This window comes from Bacillus seohaeanensis, assembly GCF_042684945.1.
GTDB lineage: Bacteria > Bacillota > Bacilli > Bacillales > Bacillaceae_B > Rossellomorea > Rossellomorea seohaeanensis.
Window position 1 is genome coordinate 469,011 of sequence record NZ_JBHUMF010000031.1, and the last position, 20,707, is coordinate 489,717.

Here is a 20,707-nt window from a genome sequence, read left to right on the forward strand (position 1 = left end):
GGCATTTCCATCCTTTTAAAACGGTCTTTTTGTTATTTTAATCACAACAAAAAGGAAAGCCGAATTACTCAAGGCTTTCCTTTGTCTATTTTATAAAATATAAAAAATGCAACAGCTTATCCGCGTCTTCCGCCTCTACCGCCTCGTTTTGTTTCAGTACTACGTTTGAGAGTAGATAAATTTTCTTCACTAGTTTTTAAGAAACGAGCCATTTTATCTTCAAAACTTTCCTTTGGTTTGAAATTACTTTTTGAACGGAAGTCCTTGGAATTTCTAGTATCTCTTCCCTGACGTTGCGGGCGTTGAGAATAAGAAGAGGTTCGTCCTTCAGGTTTATCTATAGCTTTTTTAATGGACAAGGCCGTTTTTCCGTCTTTCTCACTAATCACTTTTACTTCAATTTGATCTCCGATTTTGAGATGGTCATTGACGTCTTTTACATAGCTGTCCGCTACTTCACTAATATGCACAAGACCTGTTGTGCCTCCAGGTAATTCTACGAATGCTCCAAAATTAGTGATGCCTGTTACTTTACCTTGTACCTTACTGCCTACTTCGATTGACAAAAAAAGTTCCCCCTAAAGTATTGTTAAAAACAACTCATTATAACAAATAAAAAAAACAATATCAATTGGAGTGTGTTAACACTACATATTAAAGTATCGACTACTTTCAGTCCTTTTTTCATCAGCATCTAAACGCATACTCAATAGTCGAGCGCTAACGATATGAGTATGTTACATGTTTGCTATTCTCTAACATGTAATCCATGCTGAGAAATTTTTGCTTTTAACTCATCGAGCGTAACTTGGGAGGAATGAAAGTCGATTTTTACCTCCCCATCCTCTACATCGACGAGTGCGCGGTCTACCCCATCTATTCCAGATAGAATCGTTTCTAATGTCCTTATACATTCTTCATTAGTAGCTTCCTTTACATAGAACGTTGTATTATCCAAAAACTTTTCCTCCTTTTAAGTAACATAACTACCATTATTAATACCCTCTAGACAAAAAGTTATCCTAATGTAGAGGATTTTTTTGGTATTTGGAGAATAGGAATGTAAACACATCTTACAGGAGGTTTTTTCGATTGTGGAAAAAAGAATTAACAAATATATTAGGCATTCAATATCCCATTCTTCAAGCACCAATGGCAGGGGGGATAACAACTTCAGAACTAGTTTCAGCTGTATCGGATAATGGAGGGCTAGGGATGGTTGGAGCTGGTTATATGACGCCTTCACAGCTCCAGAATCAAATAAAAGACATCAAGAAACGAACACAACGAAAATTTGCCGTAAACCTGTTCGTTCCAAATGAGTTTTACTGTACAGAAAAGGAGATGCTAGATGGTTACAAGTTATTAGAACCTTATCGCTCATTATTTTCATTAGAAACATATAACCCTGAGGTTATGCCTGGAGAAAAGGCAAGAAAAATGTTTCATGATCAAATCAATGTTCTTATTGAAGAGAGAGTTTCTATCGTTTCTTTTACTTTCGGACTTCCACCCAAAGAAATTCTCACCTTATTAAAAGAACAGGGAATAACGATTATTGGCACTGCTACAACCGTACAAGAGGCTGTATTTAATGAAAAAATGGGTGTCGATGCTATTGTTGCGCAAGGAAGTGAAGCTGGAGGTCATCGCGGGAGTTTTCAGGAAAATGAGGATAGTGGAATGATTGGTTTAATGTCTTTAATTCCACAAATAGCTGACAGTGTGACTATTCCAGTAATTGCAGCAGGCGGAATAATGGATGGAAGGGGAATAGCTGCTTCTGTATGTTTAGGTGCAGAGGGCGTACAGATGGGGACAGCTTTTTTAACTTGTCATGAAAGTGGTGCTCATCCCATCCACAAAGAAGCAATTCTAAATTCATCGGAAGAAAACACAACGATGACGAAAGCATTTTCAGGAAAATGGGCAAGAGGAATTAATAATAAATTTATAAAAGACTTTCAAGACAAACAGCATTTCTTGCCGCCGTTTCCTGTTCAAAATACGTTAACAAAAGAAATAAGGAGTGCTTCCAAAGCAAGAAATAATCCAGAGTATATGTCGCTTTGGTCTGGACAAAGTCCTCAGCTTGCTAAAAAACTTTCCGTTCCAGAATTGATGGAAGAATTAATTCGTGAGTCAGAAAAGTTGTTAAATAAGTAAAAAAGGTAGTAGCCGTGTAAGTGGGAAATACTTATACGACTACTATTTTTTTGTCTGCTCCAAGTACTCTGAACGCAGAGTTATGATGCTTATATACCCACTTTTATCCATTAGCACATTGTGAAAACCCTTCCAAAATAGTAAAATAGAACCTTTTTTAAAATATTTAATTCCTATCGAAAAACTCGGGTTGACTTTTTACTGAATTGTGTGTAAAATTTGGAAACATAACAGTCATACTTATCCAGAGAGGCGGAGGGAACTGGCCCTGCGAAGCCCGGCAACCTGCTAAAAGCAAGGTGCTACATCCAGCAAAATGGTAACCATTTTGGAAGATAAGTTAGGAATATTTTATCCTACAGTCTTTCCAAATGGGAAGGTTTTTTTATTTTACATGGTTAGGAGGACTGCAGGAATGACTGACAACAACTTCCAGGAAGCAATTGACAGACTAGAAAAGATGCTCGAGCCAATGAAATACGGATCTATCACGCTCGTTATCCAAGATGGAAAGATTATTCAACTAGAAAAGAATGAAAAATTACGTTTAAAGTAACTTGCTGACTAGAGAAACTAGAGGCGGTTTTAATCGAAGGAGATAGTACTCTTTCGTTTAAAACTGCCTCTTTTTTATTGTCTAGTTCCATCGGCTAGAGGCAAGCCACTTTCACATTTCGGTTTGTCTAGTGCTATTGGCTAGAGGCCTTTGCTGAAAAAAGGAAGTAGGAAGGAGGTTCTGGGGTATGATTACCTATCAATCAAGCGATATTGAAAAAAACTTTTTAACAGATAACGAAACGAAGGGTGCTCTTGACGTTTTAGAATGGGCCTACTCTTCGTATAAATCAGAAGATATTATTTATGCATGTAGTTTTGGAATAGAGGGAATCGTTTTAATCGATTTAATTTCTCGTGTCAAACAGGATGCATCGATATTTTTCTTAGATACCAATGTTCATTTTCAAGAAACGTACGATGTTATTGAAAAAGTAAAAAAACGATATCCAACATTATCGATTAAATTAGTAGAACCAAAGATTTCTCTGCAAGAACAAGAAAAACAATACGGAAAAGAATTATGGAAAAGTGATCCGAATCAATGCTGTCACCTTCGAAAAGTAGTTCCATTACAGGACATTTTATCAACCAAAGAAGCATGGATTTCTGGATTAAGAAGAGAACAATCTCCAACAAGACAAAATACTAATTTTGTTAATCGGGACCATAAGTTCAAAAATATAAAAATTTGCCCACTTATTCACTGGACATGGAAAGATATTTGGCGCTATGCGCATCGTAAAGACCTTGATTATAACGTCTTGCATGATAAAGGATATCCAAGTATTGGATGTTCCCATTGCACGGTTCCTGCCATTAAAGAAGATGATTTTAGATCCGGTAGATGGCAAGGTCAAAGCAAGCTAGAATGCGGATTACATGAAGATGTAAGTGGCAGATAGTATGGTGTGGCTTGCGATTATCATTAGCTGTTTTTTTGCCATTAATATTGGGGCAAGCGGAGCAGCCGCCGCTATTGGCATTGCCTATGGGTCTGGAGCAATAAAAAAAGCTCGAGTCGCATTAATTGTTTGTGCTATAGCCATTTTTCTCGGTGCAACAATAGGCGGCGGAGAAGTAATAAAAACAATCGGAAAAGGAATCATTTCTACCGATTTACTGTCCATAAAAATTGTTGTCATTATATTACTTTCTTCTACTCTGTCACTGTTTTTGGCAAATCTTTTAGGTATTCCTTTATCAACTAGTGAAGTAACCGTCGGGGCAGTGGTCGGTGTAGGAGTTTCACTACAGAGCTTATATGTGCTGCAGTTGCTTCAAATTATTTCATTTTGGTTTATTGTTCCGGTTATTGCCTTTACTTTTGCTTATCTATTTAAAAGATTTTTCAAGAAATATGAACGACGGAAAAGCCATTGGGAAAAATCGGGATGGATAATGTGGCTTCTTGTTATTGCAGGATTTATTGAAGCATTTTCTGCAGGGATGAATAATGTAGCAAATGCTGTAGGGCCAATAGTTGGAGCGGGATACTGGTCCATTGAAGAAGGAAAATGGATAGGAGGAATATTTGTTGCTGTTGGGGTCCTCCTTCTTGGTTGGAGAGTACTCGAGACAAACGGTAAAAAAATAGTTTCTTTAAGTAAGATAGACGGTTTAATGATTTCTAGTACTGGTGGGGCTCTAGTAATTGTCTGTTCCATAGTTGGAGTACCGATACCAATGACACAAGTTACGACTTCTTCCATTCTAGGTGTCGGCCTAGCCAAAGACGGTACGACTGTTTTTAAAAAGAAAATTGTTCACCAAATTTTGCGGGTATGGCTCGTTTCACCATTTTTTTCTTTTCTATTGTCTCTGTTACTGGTGCAGGCATGGGTCTTTTCGAATTCACTAATGTGGGCAATCCTGCTTGCCGTGGCAGTGGCATCTATTTACAGACTGTTTCCATCAAAACAGAAAAAAGTTTATCAAGCTAAATAAAAATGAGAGAGGAGAAATATTTATGTCATTAAAACCACACGGAGGTATTTTAGTCAATCGTTTTAACCCAAGTGAAACAATTCAAGAAAACTGGAATTCTATTGAGTTAGATTCAATTGCATTAAGCGATCTTGAAATGATAGGAATAGGGGCGTTCAGTCCCCTAATAGGATTTTTAACGGAAAGTGACTACCGTTCTGTTGTTCAAAATATGAAACTAGCAGATGGAACGATCTGGTCGATTCCGGTTACATTGCCGATTGCAGAGGATCAAGCAGCTTCCATTCAAATCGGTGACAAGGTTAAATTAACAAATAAAGGAACAACATACGGCTTTATTGAAGTCGCAGACAAATTCACCCCTGACAAAGAGAAAGAAGCAGTTTCCGTTTATCAGACGGATGAGTGGGCACATCCCGGAGTCAAAAAACTTTTTGAACGAGGAGAAGTTTACTTAGGAGGTCCGATTACTCTTACAAAGAAAACAGAAAAACCGTTTCCGGCAGAATATTTAGAACCATCTGAGTCACGAGAATTTTTTGCAGAGAAAGGTTGGAAAACAATTGTTGGCTTCCAAACTAGAAACCCTGTTCATCGTGCACATGAATATATTCAAAAAACGGCATTAGAGACAGTTGATGGATTATTTCTGCACCCGCTCGTTGGGGAAACGAAAAAAGATGATATACCGGCACCAATTCGTATGAAAAGCTATAAAGTACTGCTTGATCACTATTATCCAAAAGATAGAGTAAGACTTGGTGTTTTTCCAGCTGCGATGCGATATGCTGGTCCGAAAGAAGCAGTTTTTCATGCGATTGTCCGTAAAAATTATGGTTGTACCCATATTATTATCGGTAGAGACCATGCCGGTGTAGGAAACTATTACGGTACATATGATGCACAGAAAATATTTAGCAACTTTCTTCCTGAAGAATTAGGGATTAAACCATTATTCTTTGAACACAGTTTTTATTGCAGTAAGTGTGAAAACATGGCATCGAAGAAGACTTGCCCACACGACGCAGCTGATCATGTCATTTTAAGTGGAACAAAAGTGAGGGAAAAGTTGAGAAATGGTGACCCGCTTCCTTCTACATTCAGCAGACCAGAAGTTGTAGATGTCCTTGTTGAAGGACTAAAACAGAAAGTAGGTGATGGAATTGGCTGAAAATATTATATGGCATGATGCATCCGTTTCAAAAATAGAAAGACGTCAGAAAAATAAACATCATAGCTTTGTTCTTTGGTTTACAGGATTGTCCGGTTCAGGGAAATCAACTGTTGCTAATGCAGTCGCAACAGAATTATATAATCGAAACACCGCTAATTATGTGTTGGATGGCGATAACATTCGTCATGGACTCAACAATGACTTAGGGTTTTCAGAAGAAGATCGCAAGGAAAATATTCGACGAATTGGAGAAGTTGCAAAATTATTTGTTGATTCTGGAACGATTGTTCTCACTGCATTTATTTCACCCTTTAAAGAAGATCGAAACACAGTCCGTCATCTACTGGAAAAAGAGGAATTTATAGAGGTGTATGTGGATTGCTCGTTAAAAGAATGTGAAAACAGGGATCCTAAAGGGCTTTATAAAAAAGCTCGAAATGGAGAAATTAAACAATTCACCGGTATTGACTCTCCATATGAGCAGCCAGTGAATCCGGAAATCACTATTAATACGGAGACTAGTAATTTACAAGAATGTGTGACTAGTATTTTGGAACATTTGGAGAAGAAGAATTGGATATAACGGAAAACGAGTTAGAAACAGACCAATTTAATGGAATACAGATTTAACTTTTGTTATATTTTGAATATATTAAATACTTAGTTTGTTGAAAGAATCAAATTAAAGAAATTTCTGTTTCCTTCAGAATAGGAAGACACGATATTAGATGAAGGGTCTTTTCGTAAAGAGTGTTACTTTTTAGCTGAAAACTAAATTGGACCTCTTGAATTTATTGGAGATACGGGCACTTGACTCCCCGCGGAAAGTAAGTGCTCGTAGCAGAAATCAATGGGGAAAATTTATAAGTGAAAATAACAATCTATGAGAAAAGAGCCTGGATAAAAAAATCAGAAAAGGAGCAGGATTTGTCCTTACTGAATAAAAAGGAGAAATTAAGATGGGAAAAGTTTATATAGTTGGGGCAGGTCCTGGTGATCCTGACCTTTTAACGATTAAAGCAATGAAATGTATTCAAGCATCGGATGTCATTCTTTATGACCGACTTATCAATAAGGAAATTTTACAATATGCAAGCCCTGGAACGGATCTTGTCTACTGTGGGAAACTTCCTAATTACCACACAATGAAACAAGAGACAATTAATAAATTTTTGGTAAAGTACGCGCAGCAAGGGAAGGCTGTTACGCGTCTAAAAGGAGGAGATCCTTTTTTATTTGGGCGAGGGGCAGAAGAGGCAGAAAACTTAGTAAAAGCAGGTATTTCATTTGAAATTATCCCTGGAATAACGTCAGGAATTGCAGCGCCTGCCTATGCTGGTATCCCTGTTACACATCGAGACGTAAGTTCAAGTTGTGCCTTTTTAACAGGCCACTTTAAAGATGATTCCAAGGATGAGTTGAAATGGAAGCACCTTGCTCAATCTGTTGATACCTTGGCTATTTATATGGGGGTTAGAAACCTGCCAGATATAACGGAAAAACTAATAGAAGCTGGAAAGCCTGCTTCCACACCTGTCGCCCTAATTGAATGGGGTACATATGCGCACCAAAGAATTGTTACAGGGTCATTAAAAACTATTGTTGGGATAGCAGAGCAGGAAGCAGTTCAAAATCCAAGTATGATTGTCGTTGGGGAAGTAGTGAATTTCCATAAGCAGCTTGACTGGTTTACGACGTCAACAATGGAAGCATCCGCAAAGGAAGTACTTATATGAGTAAGGCCATTTTATTTATTGGGCACGGAAGCAGGTCAGCTGATGCAATCACTGAAACGTATTCTTTGGCTGAACAATGCAGAAGTGCCATCCCGATAGATGTTCAAGAAGTTGGATTTCTTGAAATCTCTACTCCTACCATTAAAACGGCATTTGAGACATGTGTTGCTAAGGGAGCGACAGAAATAATTGTCGTTCCGCTCCTTTTAATGGAAGCAGGTCATGCGAAAATAGACATACCAGAACAATTATCCGCTTATGTTACTGGTAACGACGAAAATATTACGATTAAATATGCAAAACCATTTGGTATTCATGACTTAATGGTAACTATAGTAGAAGATAGGGTAAGGTCATTGGATATACCAGAAAATGTGGATCGCTTGATTTTAATAGGAAGAGGGAGTTCAGATCCTCATTTAAGTAAAAATTTCAATAAACTTATCTCTCTAGTCGAGAAAAAAGAGCTAGCAAATAAAGTGGAAGTTTGTTACTTATATGGAACAGAGCCCTCTTTTAAGGACGTACAGTGGGAAGTTGAGAAGAGTAGTGAAACAGTCATTTTTCTTCCCTATCTGTTGTTTACCGGTTTGCTATATGAAGGTATTAAGCGAAATTTAGATAATAGAGATAAACGAATTCACAGAACCAATTATTTATTTCCACACCCAAATATAATTGAGATTATTAGTCTAAGAGTTGCAGAGGCTAAGGAAACCACTATTGCGGAGAAAATAAAATGATTGCATTGAATGTATCGTTAAAACAAAAACGCGTTGTAGTTGTCGGTGGGGGGAAAATAGCAGAAAGAAGAGTAAAGAAAATTCTCCATGAAGAAGCCGATCTGTTTGTTATTAGTCCGTCAGCAACAAACGAATTAAAATATTTTGCTGATACTGGAAAGCTTTTTTGGGTGAAGCGTGAATTTCAATCAGATGATGTAAAGGGAGCTTTTCTCATCATCGCGGCTACAAACGATGCAGAATTGAACAAAAGAATCGCCTCATTGGCAGACAACAATCAATTAACGAATATCGTTTCGGAATTTGAAAGAGGGAATGTTACTTTTCCTGCATCAGAGAAAAAAGGGCGTCTGGCAATTTCCGTAACAACAAATGGTGGTAGTCCGAAAATAGCTTCTGAACTATGTGAAAATTTTATAAATCAAGTAGATGAAATATTTATTGAAGACCTTAATAACCAGTATTATCAAAGAAAGATAAAGAAAAGTAACTCTAATTAGAAAAAACACTGCCTTTAGAAAACGGCAGTGTTTTTATATGGAAGGAAAAACATTCTGTTAAGCGGGGGTTGTTTTTGAAATAAGATGGAGTAATAATTTTGAAGTACTGAGTAATACGAATACCTGCAGAAAGTGAAGTGTGTTTGAGCTGCGGATTAATTAACAAGAATGTTTATAAAATGAGCTTAAACAAAAATCCCCCTTTATTTTTGTGATTATTTTTTGTTATAATGTTATATCGTAAGAATAAAGTGTATCAACATCAAACCTAAATACATTTGTATCTTGCAAATATAAATCGATAGGTGGTAGAAATATTATGGAAGATAAGCAATATCGAGTATTGTTGTATTACAAGTATGTAACAATTGAAAACCCTGAGGAATTTACAAAGGAACATAAAGAATTATGTAACAGTCTTGGATTAAAAGGAAGAATCCTGATTGCTACAGAAGGTATTAATGGAACTGTTTCCGGAACAGTTGAACAAACAAATCAGTATATGGATATAATGAAAAACGATGCACGTTTTGCTGATATGGTATTTAAAATTGATAAAGCAGATGAACATGCGTTTCCTAAAATGAAGGTTCGTCATCGTCCGGAACTTGTAACCTTAAGACTAGAAGATGACATAAACCCTAATGAGTTGACTGGAGAATATTTAGAACCTAAAGAATTTTATGAACGACTTCAAGATGAGGATACTATTGTACTAGACGCAAGAAATGATTATGAGTATGACCTTGGCCACTTCAGAGGAGCTATTAGACCAGATATCGAAAACTTCCGTGACCTGCCAAACTGGGTACGCGATAATAAAGATAAGCTATCCGGTAAAAAGATCATTACGTACTGTACAGGTGGAATTCGTTGTGAAAAATTCTCTGGTTGGCTTGTAAAAGAAGGTTTTGAAGATGTAGCACAGCTTCATGGAGGGATTGTCACTTATGGTCAAGACCCAGAGGTTCAAGGACAATTATGGGACGGTCAGCTTTATGTGTTTGATGAAAGAATTGGTGTCCCTGTAAATCAAAAAGAACATGTAGTTGTTGGTAAAGATTACTTTACTGGTGAACCATGTGAACGTTATGTGAACTGTGCAAATCCATTTTGCAATAAAAAGATTTTAGCTTCAGAAGAAAATGAACATAAATATATGCGTAGTTGTTCTCATGAGTGCCGTGTTCATCCAAACAACCGTTATATTGTAGAACATGAGTTAACAGAAGAAGATGTAGCTGAAAGATTAAAGCAAATTGAAGAAGAAGCAGTTAAAAATTAAGAATAGTACCCTTAGAGTGCCAACAAGTATAGTCTGTTGGCACTTTTTTTATGTTTGGATATGGCTGAATTTCCTATCAGACCAATATACGTCTAGATTCAGTGAATAATTAATTTGTGTTAAATAAATCTTTTCCGTTCATACTAAACAAAAATACAAAAAGGGTGTGAAATAATGGGTGCTATTGAACGGGATGGACTGCGCTTCGAGCCTGAGTTTAGTGTCATTGAACAGAATGGAGCAATCCATGTTTATCGCGAAGGGAAATTTATTGAAGAAATTAAATTTAATTTTTCTGGGAAATTCCCTGAACATGACCAGATTGAACAGTTAGTAGATAACTATTGTAATACAAATAAACCTTTAAAAAATTTGGATAACAATGGAATGATCAATACCATAAATTAGAGGAATACTAATTTTGAATTAGTAAGAGGAAGGAGAATTTCTATGTCTTTAGAATGGTTTGATAGGGTAAGTGGTGAACTGCAAGATCATCTCGAATCGATATGTGATAAATATGACAAACAAGGTCATATGTCTATTGATAAAGGGGCAAAACATCCAAGAATCGAATTTTTTGTTGAAACAGAAGACAATGACAGGGAATACTTTTGTACTTTATTTTTCGATCCGTACAATGAAGAATTCTATTTAAGCTCCTATGATTTGGACTTTGATTTAAGTTCTAAAACAATTCTTGATGACATAGAAGACATTGTGGATATTGTCCATGAAAGCTTCCATGGCTATATAAATGATGAAGAACTCGTTTTAGAAGAAGAGTACGCTGAAGATGAATTCTTTCTTGATGAAGAATACGATGAAGATGAACTAATTGCAGAAGTGGAGGTAGAATGGGAAACACCAGAAGTGACAGCTTTTATGGATGAAGATGAGGATCTAGAAGTAACATACAAGTTTGGCATCCTAACGGAAACAGGTGATGGCATTCTACAACGAGTTAATCGGTTGCGGACATCAGAAGATGAAATAATAAAAGATGAGTATAATTTTATTTTTAGTAAAGATGAAGCAAGTACAATAATTGCGATGATTGCAAGCCATATGGACTCCTTACAAAGCCTTGAAGGAGAGTATTAGAAAAACAAAAAATAGGTCTAAAGGTAATAGGCGCCTTAGACCTATTTTCTGGTTTAAGTGATCCTCCTATTTGATTTCTAATTCTTAGTCAGAACGTAAGAAGCGTTGTTTAACCGACTCTATTTGATTTCTACAAAAATAAAGAAAAAAATATCCTCCCATTACTGTAACTCCTAACAGATAGATAAGCAGCGCATACCCCACTAAAAGATAAACTAAATAAAAAAATACTAGTTCCACGATACCCGCCTCCCTTCTATTACAAAATATGATGGTTTGTATCATTTTGTAAGCGTTATCAAATAAAATGAGACATTTCTTGGAATATATTTCTTCATGAAGGTAAAAGTTAAGAAACGAGTTCAATATTCGAGGTGTACATTGTGGAAATTATTCAAAACAAGAAAGAAAAGAGACTTATAACTTTTGCACTTATTATTATTACAGTCTATTTAGCACCATTATTTATATTAGGTGACAATGCACATATTAGAGTGCATGATAATCTCGACTCCAATCTTGCGTGGTATAAAGTTTTGGTTAACAGCGGGGAGCTTTTTGGGTCTATTCATTCGACCATTCCTCAAGTGATTAATGGGTTACCGAGAAATGCTTTAGGTACAGAATTCAGCGGGATTGTTTGGCTTCATGCTTTGTTACCTACAATGGTGGCATATGCTGTAAGTCAGGCATTAACACGATATATCGCCTTTTTAGGGATGTACTTGCTTCTAAAAAAGCATTTTATTAAAGGAAAACACGCTCCATTGATTATCACAGGAGCCGCGTTAACCTTCGCGTTAACGCCTTTTTGGCCATCGGGAATGTTGAGTACACTAGGAATGCCGCTTGCTCTTTGGGCATTTTTAAACATACGAAACGGGGAAAATGATTGGAAAAATTACCTTGTCCTCGGATTGCTTCCGCTTTATTCAAGCTTTGTATTAGGATTCTTTTTCTTTTTAACAGCGATGGGGATTTTTTGGATAACAGATGGTGTTAGGGGCAAAGGGTGGAATATTCATTTTTTCCTTGCCATTGTATTTATGACGCTTATTTTTTTCCTAGTTGAATATCGGCTTGTTAGTTCATTTATTTTAATAGATGAACCGAACAGTAGAGATGAATATTTCCATGCCCGACTGACATTTTGGCATTGCGTACGATTAACATTCAAAAATTTTGTATTGGGGCACACACATGTGATGACGGTACATGGCTTGATTATACTTCCTGTCACGTTAATTGCTTTAGGTGTAGTGATAGCCAAAAGGTTATGGAAACGTGAAAGTGTCTTTTTCTTTTTGTTTATTTTAAACTTTTCTTTATCGGCATGGTATGCGTTTTGGTTTTATAAAGGATGGTTGCCTCTTACGGAAAAGTTTCATTTTATGGACACCTTTAACTTTGCACGGTTCCACTTTCTACGTCCTTTAATTATTTACGTATCCTTTGCACTTGGGTTAAAAATCATCCTTGATCACGTTAAGTATGGCAGTAAAGCGATAAAGGTTTTGATTATCGCGCAAACTATTATTTTATTAGGGGCTAATGAAGAAATTGTTCATAGAAAGAAACCATCTGTGAAGGAATTTTATGCGGAGAAATTATTTCAGGATATTGAGGAGTATATTAACTTGCCGCAAGAAGATTATCGAGTGGCGAGTATCGGGATACACCCAGCGATAGCACAATATAATGGATTTTACACTCTAGATACATATAATAATTTTTATCCATTGCGTTATAAGTACCAATTTCGACAAATAATTGAAAATGAATTAGCCAAAAATAAAACCATCAAAAAGTATTTTGATGAATGGGGCGGACGCTGCTATCTTTTTACAGACCAACTTGGAAAGCACTATATGTTTAAGAAAACCTCTTCAAAGAAATTAAAAGACCTAGAATTAAATATGAATCCTTTTAAAGAAATGGGAGGGAGGTTTATTTTTTCAGCGTTGCCGATTGACGAGCCACAAAAAAATGGTCTTACATTAGAGAAAGTGTTTGTATCAGAAAACTCAGCTTGGAAAATACATTTATATCAAGTGATGTAGCTAAAAGGAGGATGCAACCTATGAAGAAACCCACACTAACCATTGTCGTTCCTTGCTACAATGAAGAAGAGATCCTTCCTTATGCATTTAAAGAGTTAACGACATTCTTGCAGCAACTTATTGAAGAAAGTTGTGTATCGGAAGAAAGTAAAATTTTATTTGTTGATGATGGGAGCAAAGATAAAACATGGGCAATGATCTACCATGAAACACTAAAAAAGGAATTAATTCGTGGAGTAAAATTGGCGCGAAATGTAGGCCACCAAAATGCATTGCTTGCTGGTTTATTCACAGCAAAAGACAGTTCTGATTGTTTAGTGTCCATTGATGCGGATCTTCAGGATGATATAGAGGTGATTAGAGGGTTTATCGATAGATTTAATGAAGGGTACGATGTTGTGTATGGTGTAAGGAATAAACGGATCACAGATACGTTTTTTAAGAGAAACACAGCTCAATTGTTTTATCGACTAATGAAGAAAATGGGAGTTGACCTTGTTTATAATCACGCCGATTACCGACTTATGAGTAAAAGAGCTGTAGAAGAATTAACAGGATTTCAAGAAGTAAATCTCTTTTTACGCGGAATAGTTCCGTTAATCGGATTTCCCTCCACCTCGGTAGAATATGAACGGAAGGAAAGGCTTGCTGGTGATACGAAATATCCTTTAAAAAAAATGCTATCATTCGCTTTTGATGGAATTACCTCTTTTTCTGTAACACCAATTCGTTTTGTGTTAACAATAGGGTTATTATCTTTTTTTGTCAGCATGCTCTTTGGTAGTTATTTTTTGTTTTTAAAATTTTATGGGAACACTGAATTGGGCTGGACGTCTCTTATTACTTCCATTTGGCTTATTGGAGGTTTGCAATTAATCGCTATTGGATTGATTGGAGAATATATTGGAAAAGTATACAAAGAAACGAAAAAGCGCCCAAAATACATTATTGATATTGACTCCTACAATCTTCCGCTACCTAAACACTTGCTTAATAAGGAGATGGTAGAAGATGAGTCTGCTAAGTTGGCCTTTGGAAAGTTATCGGAAACGAATTAATCCTTTTGTGAAGTTTTTGCTTGTTGGCTTGGTGAATACCTTTGTCGGCTTATCCGTTATTTTTATTCTTCTTACTTTACTCGAACAGAGTTATTGGTTATCTACATTTTCCGGAAATGGGGTAGGGGCCTTTGTGAGTTATCTTTTAAACAGAAAATTTACATTTGAAAGCAATGTACCACACGTAAAAGGTGGATTGCGGTTTATACTGATTGTTTTTAGCTCTTACGTCATTTCTTATTATACTAGCTTTGTGCTTGCAAGTTGGTTTACAGAACTGTTTTCTTTTACATTCTTCCTAACACAAAAGGAATTGGCTGTAGTCGGCGGAACCGTACTTTATACTGTTACGAATTTTTTAGGGCAAAAATATATTGTATTTAAAGAAAACTAACTATCTGGGGAATATTTACATTGAAATACTACTATGAACGGTGTAGTATATAACTACAGGCTACGTTGTTCGTAATAATAATTAAGTTTTAACCTTTAAGCTGTAATAGGGAGTTTTACATCGAAACCCGAATGCCAGGCCTCCACTTTGTGACGAGGAAGGCAGGAATGTTTTTGCGAACACCCACTTTGAGGAGTGTGGTTTAAAACTTTCTTACTCAATATTACGGCAAATGTGGCTGTTACATATTTTATCAAACCAGTTTCCGTAGGGAGACTGGTTTTTTATTTAATTAAAAAACCAACCTATAAGCGTGTCACTTTGCTTATAGGTTGGTAATTATGCAGATTAGCCTTTTACAACATTCAATAAGGATTTTACATTTTCAATAACTTCTTTTGCATTTTCGATTGTCTCTATTATGATACCTTTTTTAAATTGAATGTCTTCTTGAATAGCTGTTTGCGTTTTTTGAAGCTGATTTGTCTCAGTTGTAATCTGATCAACATGTGACTGAATTTTTTCAACAATAGTATTTAAACCATCTACGACAGGACGTGTTTTTTTTAGTATTTTCACTAGTTCTATCCCTAAGTAGACGAAAGCGGCCACAAATAAGCCGATACTTGCATATACAATCCACATCGCATTCTCCACTCCTTCTATTAGAACCTCTTTCCTTTGTTTTTCCCTTCTTGTAAAAAAACTAACATTAAAACAGATTTTTATTTACTATTCAGTCAATACCTAATAAGCTTATAATAAGAGAAACTTTAATTATCGGAATGGGTTTTGTTCGTTCTTGTAAGAAAACAAACGGTTAGAGGGGATTTTTATGATGAAAGCCATTTTTTTTGATTTAGATGATACACTTCTTTGGGACCAAAAAAGTGTAAGTGAAGCATTCGCCTTAACGTGTAGGTATGCAAGTGAAAAAGTGAAGGTTGATCCTGAAAAACTGGAAAAAGCAGTACGTAATGCTGCAAAAGAATTATATTCTTCCTATGATACATATGCATTTACTCAGAAAATAGGCATAAATCCTTTTGAAGGTTTATGGGGGGATTTTTTAGATGAAGACGATAACTTCGTAAAGCTAAAGGAGATTGTTCCTTCTTATCGTAAAGAAGCTTGGACGAAAGGTTTACTTAATCTTGGTATAGACAATATTCCATTAGGAGAAGAACTTGCTGAGAGATTCCCCGAAGAGCGGAGAAAAAGTCCGTTCATTTACGATGAAACGTTTCGTGTGCTAGAAAAATTGAAAGGGAGATATAAACTTCTGTTATTAACAAATGGTTCGCCAGACCTACAGAATACTAAGCTAACGATTACACCTGAAATCTCTCCTTACTTCGATGAAATCATCATCTCTGGAGCTTTTGGAGTAGGAAAGCCAGATATCTCCATTTTTCAACATGCCTTAGAAAGAATGTCTGTTTCTAAAGAAGAAGCAATCATGGTAGGAGATAATCTGATGACAGACATTTTAGGCGCTACAAGAGCGGAAATAACATCAGTTTGGGTTAATAGACATGGGAAAAAGAGTGGGGATGTCCAACCTGATTTTGAAATAAATAAACTTGATGAGTTATTTTCCATTCTAGAAAAGGTATAGTCGCTAAAAGAAACCTAAAGGAATTTATCGCTCGTTAATTCGGGATACATAGGGCCGATTTATTTACAAATAAAACAGACACACCACTCAGCATGGTTGTGTCTGTTTTCCGACTTCAATATTTGCAAATGATTGATAAATCTCTGTACCTAGTATCTTATATCCTTCCGATGTAAGGTGGATACCATCGTCACTAATTAGGTATAACAAATCACCTGCTTGTTTTAGTGCTGTTCTAACATCAACTTTCCTTACACCCAATTCGTTTATTAGATTGTTTAAATGACGGTTGTACAATCCATGCCAATGTTCGATTCCGCCAACTTTGGAAATCCAGTGACTAATGGAATTACTATACCGGCTTGATATGTTTTTATAATAGCGAACGGGATCTAATGGCGGTAGGTTCAAAATAACAGGAGTTATACCTGTATTTTGTATAGTAGAAATAATGATTTTGACGTTTTCTACATAGCGCTCAAGTGGTACAATGGCTTGATGTTCTTTCTCAGGATGTTCGGCAACATTGCTCCAATCAAAATTACAATCATTTCCACCAATCCCGATAATGGCATAATCCGGTTTTTCATTTATAACATCTTTTTCTAACCTCGATAGCAATAAATCGGAATTATCATTAAATACTCCTTTGTTAATAACGGAAACATCCGCTTCTTTATTCTGAGAAAATAACTCTTGTAAAAATGATGGATAGTTCTCTTTCAGTATTCTTAAACGTCCTTTAACTATTGATACACCTCTTGTTAAACTGTCACCGAAACATATTATTTTCATTTATATTACCTTCTTACTAATTAGTGTTATCTCTATATTACAATAATTAAAAGACATGTTCAAAAAATGGAACCGTAAAAATCTCTTTCTTTTAGGGAAAAAAGAAATTGTATTTTGTCGATAAAAAATAAATGAAGAGTACTTTGGTACCCGATATTCCAACAAAAACTGCAACTTTGCTATGATAAATTATTAACTGTTCTAACTATACTTGTACCTTTCTACATAATGTCTAATGAGAAAGGAAATTCATTTAACACTTTGTATAATGAATTCTAAAATAGTACAAGTTAGAATAATAGTATGAATATTCAAATAATAATTTGAAACCCACTTTTCTGCGTTGTGGTACAAGAGAGAAATGAAAGCGTTTACTTTAATTGTTTTTCGTGAAAATTTCAAGGGGGAATTAGGATGTCTGACAAAGTAAATATTGGGCTGATCCAAGCTAAGCACGATGTAGATGGAAATGAACCAGTAGATGTTCATAAAGAAAAAGCCATTGAAAAGCATATTAAACTTGTGAAAGACGCCGCGAACAAAGGAGCACAAATCATTTGTTTACAAGAAATTTTCTATGGTCCTTATTTTTGTTCGGAACAAAACCCAAAATGGTATGACTCTGCAGAAGAAATACCGAACGGGCCTACAACAAAACGTTTTCAGGAACTAGCAAAAGAACTTGGAGTGGTAATTGTTTTACCTATTTACGAAAGAGAGGGTATTGCTACTTATTATAATACTGCAGCTGTTATTGATGCAGATGGTTCCTACCTAGGAAAATATCGTAAACAGCATATCCCTCATGTTGGAGTTGGTAATGAGGGGTATGGATTCTGGGAAAAGTTTTATTTTAAACCAGGGAATCTTGGATATCCTGTTTTTGACACAGCGTTTGCAAAAGTAGGAGTCTATATTTGCTATGACCGTCATTTTCCTGAAGGGGCACGTTTATTAGGTTTAAAAGGGGCAGAAGTTGTATTCAACCCATCCGCAACAGTTGCGGGTCTTTCAGAGTACCTATGGAAGCTTGAACAGCCTGCGCATGCAGTCGCTAATGGCTATTATCTCGGCGCTATTAACCGTGTCGGTTTTGAAGGTCCGTGGAATATGGGAGAGTTTTACGGACAGTCGTATTTAGTTGACCCAAAAGGAAACCGTGTTGTGACTGCTAGTAGGGATAAAGATGAAGTGGTTATCGGAGAGATGAATAAAAAGTTGATTAGGGAAGTTCGTGATACTTGGCAGTTTTATCGAGATAGAAGACCAGAGACTTATGATGATATGACAGCATTGCTGCCTTAGACTACTACTTTTTCACAAAAAATATTTGTGGAAAGGTTTCTGACAAGGAGATTTCATTTGGAATTTCCTTGTTTTAGAATGCTATTTAATAGAATAAGTACTTCACCGTAATTCCACCAAGATTAAATTGGCTTTCACTTTTCATGATGTCTAGTTCCAGCGGCTAGCCCCTCGAGGTCATAAGCCAATCCTCCCCAAAAGGCAAAAAGCGCCTTTCCGGGATGCTTGTCTTATGCTTGTCGGGGCTAATCAAGCCGCTTTCACTTTTCATGATGTCTAGTTCCAGCGGCTAGCCCCTCGAGATCATAAGCCAATCCTCCCCAAAAGGCAAAAAGCGCCTTTCCGGGATGCTTGTCTTATGCTTGTCGGGGCTAATCAAGCCGCTTTCACTTTTCATGATGTCTAGTTCCAGCGGCTAGCCCCTCGAGGTCATAAGCCAATCCTCCCCAAAAGGCAAAGAACGCCTTTCCGGGATGCTCGTCTTATGCTTGTCGGGGCTAATCAAGCCGCTTTCACTTTTCATGATGTCTAGTTCCAGCGGCTAGCCCCTCGAGATCATAAGCCAATCCTCCCCAAAAGGCAAAGAACGCCTTTCCGGGATGCTCGTCTTATGCTTGTCGGGGCTAATCAAGCCGCTTTCACTTTTCTAGTAAGGGGGAATCGATTTGTCAAGTTCTTTATCGTTATTAGATTTAGAGAGGAATTTTCAAGAAGCACACGATGGTTTAACGAACAGGGAAGCTGTCGAAGAAGCAAATCGATGTTTGTATTGCTATGATGCACCATGTATCCAAGCATGTCCTACAGGCATTGATATTCCATCCTTCATTAAAAAGATTGCTAGCGGAAACCTTAAAGGATCTGCTAAAACAATCATGACCGCAAATCCAGTTGGTGCCAGTTGTGCAAGAGTTTGTCCAACTGAAGAACTTTGTGAAGGGGCATGTGTATTAAATCATTCTACTAAGCCGATTATGATTGGTGACCTCCAACGTTTTGCAACAGATTGGGCAAGACATAATGATGCAGTACTTTTCTCACAGGGAAAACCGAATGGCAAAAAGGTTGCCATTATTGGGGGAGGACCTGCTGGATTATCCGCTGCTAGGGAACTAGCTATTTTCGGATACGACGTTACGATTTATGAAGCTGAAAAAGAAGCAGGTGGATTAAATACGTATGGAATCGTCTCGTTCCGATTACCTCAAGACATCTCCTTTTGGGAAGTAAATCAAGTAAAATCTTTAAATGTAAAAATCAAAACAAACACTCGTGTTGGCAAAGATATTTCTGCAGAAGAACTACTTGAGTCCTACGACTCTATTATTTTAGCTGCAGGAATGTCTCATGTACCTAATTTGAATATTGAAGGGGAGGAACTTGATGGTGTATATGATGCCATTGAATTCGTAAAATCAACAAAGGGGCAAAAGCTATCAAAAGATTTGATTGGTAAAAATGTTGTTGTTATTGGTGCTGGAAATACAGCAATTGATGGGGCGACATGTTCTGTAAGGTTGGGTGCTGACAATGTGAAAATTTTGTATAGAAGAACAGCGGAAGAAATGACTGCGTATGACTTTGAATACGAATTTGCTAAGCAGGATGGGGTTGAGTTTAGATGGCTTACGGCACCAACCAAAATCATTGGAGACGAGCAGGGAAAGGTGAGAGCAATAGAGTGTATCAAGATGGAGCTGGGTGAAGCTGGAGAAGATGGCCGGAGGCGCCCTGTTCCTGTACCTGGTTCTGAATTCACGTTAAAAGTAGATGCCGTAATCAAGGCTATTGGGCAGACTCGCCACCTTAGTTTGATAGAGCAATTTGGGTTAAAGCATGACAGTGGGGTTGTAGAAGTGAACAAGGAAACCTATGAAACTTCCAATCCAAAAATACTTGCTTGTGGAGATATTATTTTTGGCAAAGGGGTTGGAGAAGCCATGGTTGTGACGGCTGCACAACAAGGAAAGCTCGTGGCACATAGTCTCCATCAAAGGCTATTGGTTGTCTAGTTCGAGCGGCTAGAGGCTCGAGGTCTTTTTCGAAAAAACAGATGAGGGTAAAATGCACCCTCTTCTGTTTTGCCGAAAAAGCTTTTCGCCTCTGGGCAAGCCACTTTCGCTTTTCGTTTTGTCTAGTTCGAGCGGCTAGCCCCTCGAGGTCATAAGTCAATCATCCCCAAAAGGCAAAAAACGCCTTTTCGGGATGCTCGTCTTATGCTTGTCGGGGCTGACCGAGCCGCTTCCACTTTTTGTATTGTCTAGTTC

23 protein-coding genes, 1 other RNA gene and 1 riboswitch are annotated in these 20,707 nt (G+C 36.9%); of the genes, 19 read left to right on the forward strand and 5 right to left on the reverse strand.

Translation table 11 applies throughout. The features are described from left to right. Nucleotides 1-116: 116 nt before the first annotated feature. Nucleotides 117-566, reverse strand: a complete 450-nt coding sequence (locus tag ACFSUL_RS15670) for a S1 domain-containing RNA-binding protein (RefSeq protein ID WP_071412274.1) — start codon at nt 564-566, stop codon at nt 117-119. 182 nt (nt 567-748) lie between these two features. Further along, nucleotides 749-958: a heavy-metal-associated domain-containing protein gene (locus tag ACFSUL_RS15675; RefSeq protein WP_377936879.1), complete on the reverse strand. Its 210-nt coding sequence runs from the start codon at nt 956-958 to the stop codon at nt 749-751. 134 nt (nt 959-1,092) lie between these two features. On the opposite strand from ACFSUL_RS15675, the gene ACFSUL_RS15680 reads away from it, so the two are divergent. The 12 genes from ACFSUL_RS15680 (at nt 1,093) to ACFSUL_RS15735 (ending at nt 11,210) form a co-directional block, all read left to right on the forward strand. After that, nucleotides 1,093-2,166 carry an NAD(P)H-dependent flavin oxidoreductase gene (locus tag ACFSUL_RS15680; protein WP_377936880.1) on the forward strand — a complete coding sequence of 358 codons (1,074 nt, stop codon included), beginning with the start codon at nt 1,093-1,095 and terminating at the stop codon, nt 2,164-2,166. A 237-nt stretch (nt 2,167-2,403) separates the two neighbouring features. Next, nucleotides 2,404-2,508, forward strand: a riboswitch (SAM riboswitch). 73 nt (nt 2,509-2,581) lie between these two features. Further along, a complete protein-coding gene (locus ACFSUL_RS15685; RefSeq protein ID WP_071412277.1) occupies nt 2,582-2,722 on the forward strand; it encodes a YezD family protein in 141 nt (46 codons plus the stop codon). A gap of 187 nt (nt 2,723-2,909) precedes the next feature. Then, nucleotides 2,910-3,626 (forward strand): phosphoadenylyl-sulfate reductase, encoded by a 717-nt coding sequence (locus ACFSUL_RS15690; protein ID WP_377936881.1) that lies wholly within the window; start codon nt 2,910-2,912, stop codon nt 3,624-3,626. Then, complete coding sequence (locus ACFSUL_RS15695) at nt 3,616-4,668, forward strand: inorganic phosphate transporter (protein ID WP_377936882.1); 1,053 nt, start codon at nt 3,616-3,618, stop codon at nt 4,666-4,668. Before ACFSUL_RS15690 ends, ACFSUL_RS15695 begins: the two co-directional genes overlap by 11 nt. 22 nt (nt 4,669-4,690) lie before the next feature. Continuing rightward, nucleotides 4,691-5,839, forward strand: a complete 1,149-nt coding sequence (gene sat, locus ACFSUL_RS15700; RefSeq protein ID WP_377936883.1) for a sulfate adenylyltransferase — start codon at nt 4,691-4,693, stop codon at nt 5,837-5,839. Beyond that, a complete protein-coding gene (gene cysC, locus ACFSUL_RS15705) occupies nt 5,826-6,425 on the forward strand; it encodes an adenylyl-sulfate kinase (protein ID WP_377936884.1) in 600 nt (199 codons plus the stop codon). The genes sat and cysC overlap by 14 nt, the downstream gene beginning before the upstream one ends. A 376-nt stretch (nt 6,426-6,801) precedes the next feature. Next, nucleotides 6,802-7,578, forward strand: a complete 777-nt coding sequence (cobA, locus tag ACFSUL_RS15710; protein WP_377936885.1) for a uroporphyrinogen-III C-methyltransferase — start codon at nt 6,802-6,804, stop codon at nt 7,576-7,578. After that, entirely contained in the window at nt 7,575-8,321 is a 747-nt protein-coding gene (locus ACFSUL_RS15715) for a sirohydrochlorin chelatase (RefSeq protein WP_377936886.1), read from the forward strand. The genes cobA and ACFSUL_RS15715 overlap by 4 nt, the downstream gene beginning before the upstream one ends. Continuing rightward, nucleotides 8,318-8,821, forward strand: a complete 504-nt coding sequence (locus ACFSUL_RS15720; RefSeq protein ID WP_377936887.1) for an NAD(P)-dependent oxidoreductase — start codon at nt 8,318-8,320, stop codon at nt 8,819-8,821. The genes ACFSUL_RS15715 and ACFSUL_RS15720 overlap by 4 nt, the downstream gene beginning before the upstream one ends. A 319-nt stretch (nt 8,822-9,140) precedes the next feature. After that, nucleotides 9,141-10,106, forward strand: a complete 966-nt coding sequence (gene trhO, locus ACFSUL_RS15725; protein WP_377936888.1) for an oxygen-dependent tRNA uridine(34) hydroxylase TrhO — start codon at nt 9,141-9,143, stop codon at nt 10,104-10,106. 174 nt (nt 10,107-10,280) lie between these two features. Beyond that, a complete protein-coding gene (locus ACFSUL_RS15730) occupies nt 10,281-10,514 on the forward strand; it encodes a YbxH family protein (RefSeq protein WP_071412286.1) in 234 nt (77 codons plus the stop codon). Between the two features lie 42 nt (nt 10,515-10,556). Next, nucleotides 10,557-11,210, forward strand: a complete 654-nt coding sequence (locus ACFSUL_RS15735; protein WP_377936889.1) for a hypothetical protein — start codon at nt 10,557-10,559, stop codon at nt 11,208-11,210. Between the two features lie 84 nt (nt 11,211-11,294). Here ACFSUL_RS15735 and ACFSUL_RS15740 read toward each other — a convergent pair whose 3' ends face one another. Continuing rightward, entirely contained in the window at nt 11,295-11,450 is a 156-nt protein-coding gene (locus tag ACFSUL_RS15740) for a hypothetical protein (RefSeq protein ID WP_377936890.1), read from the reverse strand. Between the two features lie 143 nt (nt 11,451-11,593). On the opposite strand from ACFSUL_RS15740, the gene ACFSUL_RS15745 reads away from it, so the two are divergent. The 4 genes from ACFSUL_RS15745 (at nt 11,594) to ssrS (ending at nt 14,967) form a co-directional block, all read left to right on the forward strand. Then, nucleotides 11,594-13,270: a DUF6044 family protein gene (locus ACFSUL_RS15745; protein ID WP_377936891.1), complete on the forward strand. Its 1,677-nt coding sequence runs from the start codon at nt 11,594-11,596 to the stop codon at nt 13,268-13,270. Nucleotides 13,271-13,290: 20 nt separating this feature from the next. Further along, complete coding sequence (locus tag ACFSUL_RS15750) at nt 13,291-14,328, forward strand: glycosyltransferase family 2 protein (RefSeq protein WP_377936892.1); 1,038 nt, start codon at nt 13,291-13,293, stop codon at nt 14,326-14,328. Further along, entirely contained in the window at nt 14,282-14,722 is a 441-nt protein-coding gene (locus ACFSUL_RS15755; protein ID WP_377936893.1) for a GtrA family protein, read from the forward strand. Before ACFSUL_RS15750 ends, ACFSUL_RS15755 begins: the two co-directional genes overlap by 47 nt. A 54-nt stretch (nt 14,723-14,776) precedes the next feature. Next, a non-coding RNA gene (gene ssrS / locus ACFSUL_RS15760) (6S RNA) lies at nt 14,777-14,967 on the forward strand. 103 nt (nt 14,968-15,070) lie between these two features. On the opposite strand, the gene ACFSUL_RS15765 is transcribed toward ssrS, so the two are convergent. Further along, complete coding sequence (locus ACFSUL_RS15765) at nt 15,071-15,367, reverse strand: DUF948 domain-containing protein (RefSeq protein ID WP_377936894.1); 297 nt, start codon at nt 15,365-15,367, stop codon at nt 15,071-15,073. A 190-nt stretch (nt 15,368-15,557) separates the two neighbouring features. Between ACFSUL_RS15765 and ACFSUL_RS15770 the strand changes: the two genes are divergently transcribed. Then, nucleotides 15,558-16,340: an HAD family hydrolase gene (locus ACFSUL_RS15770; RefSeq protein WP_377936895.1), complete on the forward strand. Its 783-nt coding sequence runs from the start codon at nt 15,558-15,560 to the stop codon at nt 16,338-16,340. An 87-nt stretch (nt 16,341-16,427) separates the two neighbouring features. On the opposite strand, the gene ACFSUL_RS15775 is transcribed toward ACFSUL_RS15770, so the two are convergent. Further along, nucleotides 16,428-17,135, reverse strand: coding sequence for an SGNH/GDSL hydrolase family protein (locus tag ACFSUL_RS15775; RefSeq protein WP_377936896.1), 708 nt, complete (start codon nt 17,133-17,135; stop codon nt 16,428-16,430). 414 nt (nt 17,136-17,549) lie between these two features. Here ACFSUL_RS15775 and ACFSUL_RS15780 point away from each other — a divergent pair, with 414 nt between their 5' ends. Continuing rightward, nucleotides 17,550-18,440: a nitrilase-related carbon-nitrogen hydrolase gene (locus ACFSUL_RS15780; RefSeq protein WP_377936897.1), complete on the forward strand. Its 891-nt coding sequence runs from the start codon at nt 17,550-17,552 to the stop codon at nt 18,438-18,440. Nucleotides 18,441-19,105: 665 nt separating this feature from the next. Further along, the gene (locus tag ACFSUL_RS15785) at nt 19,106-20,452 is read left to right on the forward strand and encodes an NAD(P)-dependent oxidoreductase (RefSeq protein ID WP_377936898.1); all 1,347 of its coding nucleotides are present in this window, start codon (nt 19,106-19,108) and stop codon (nt 20,450-20,452) included. The last annotated feature ends 255 nt before the right edge of the window (nt 20,453-20,707 follow it).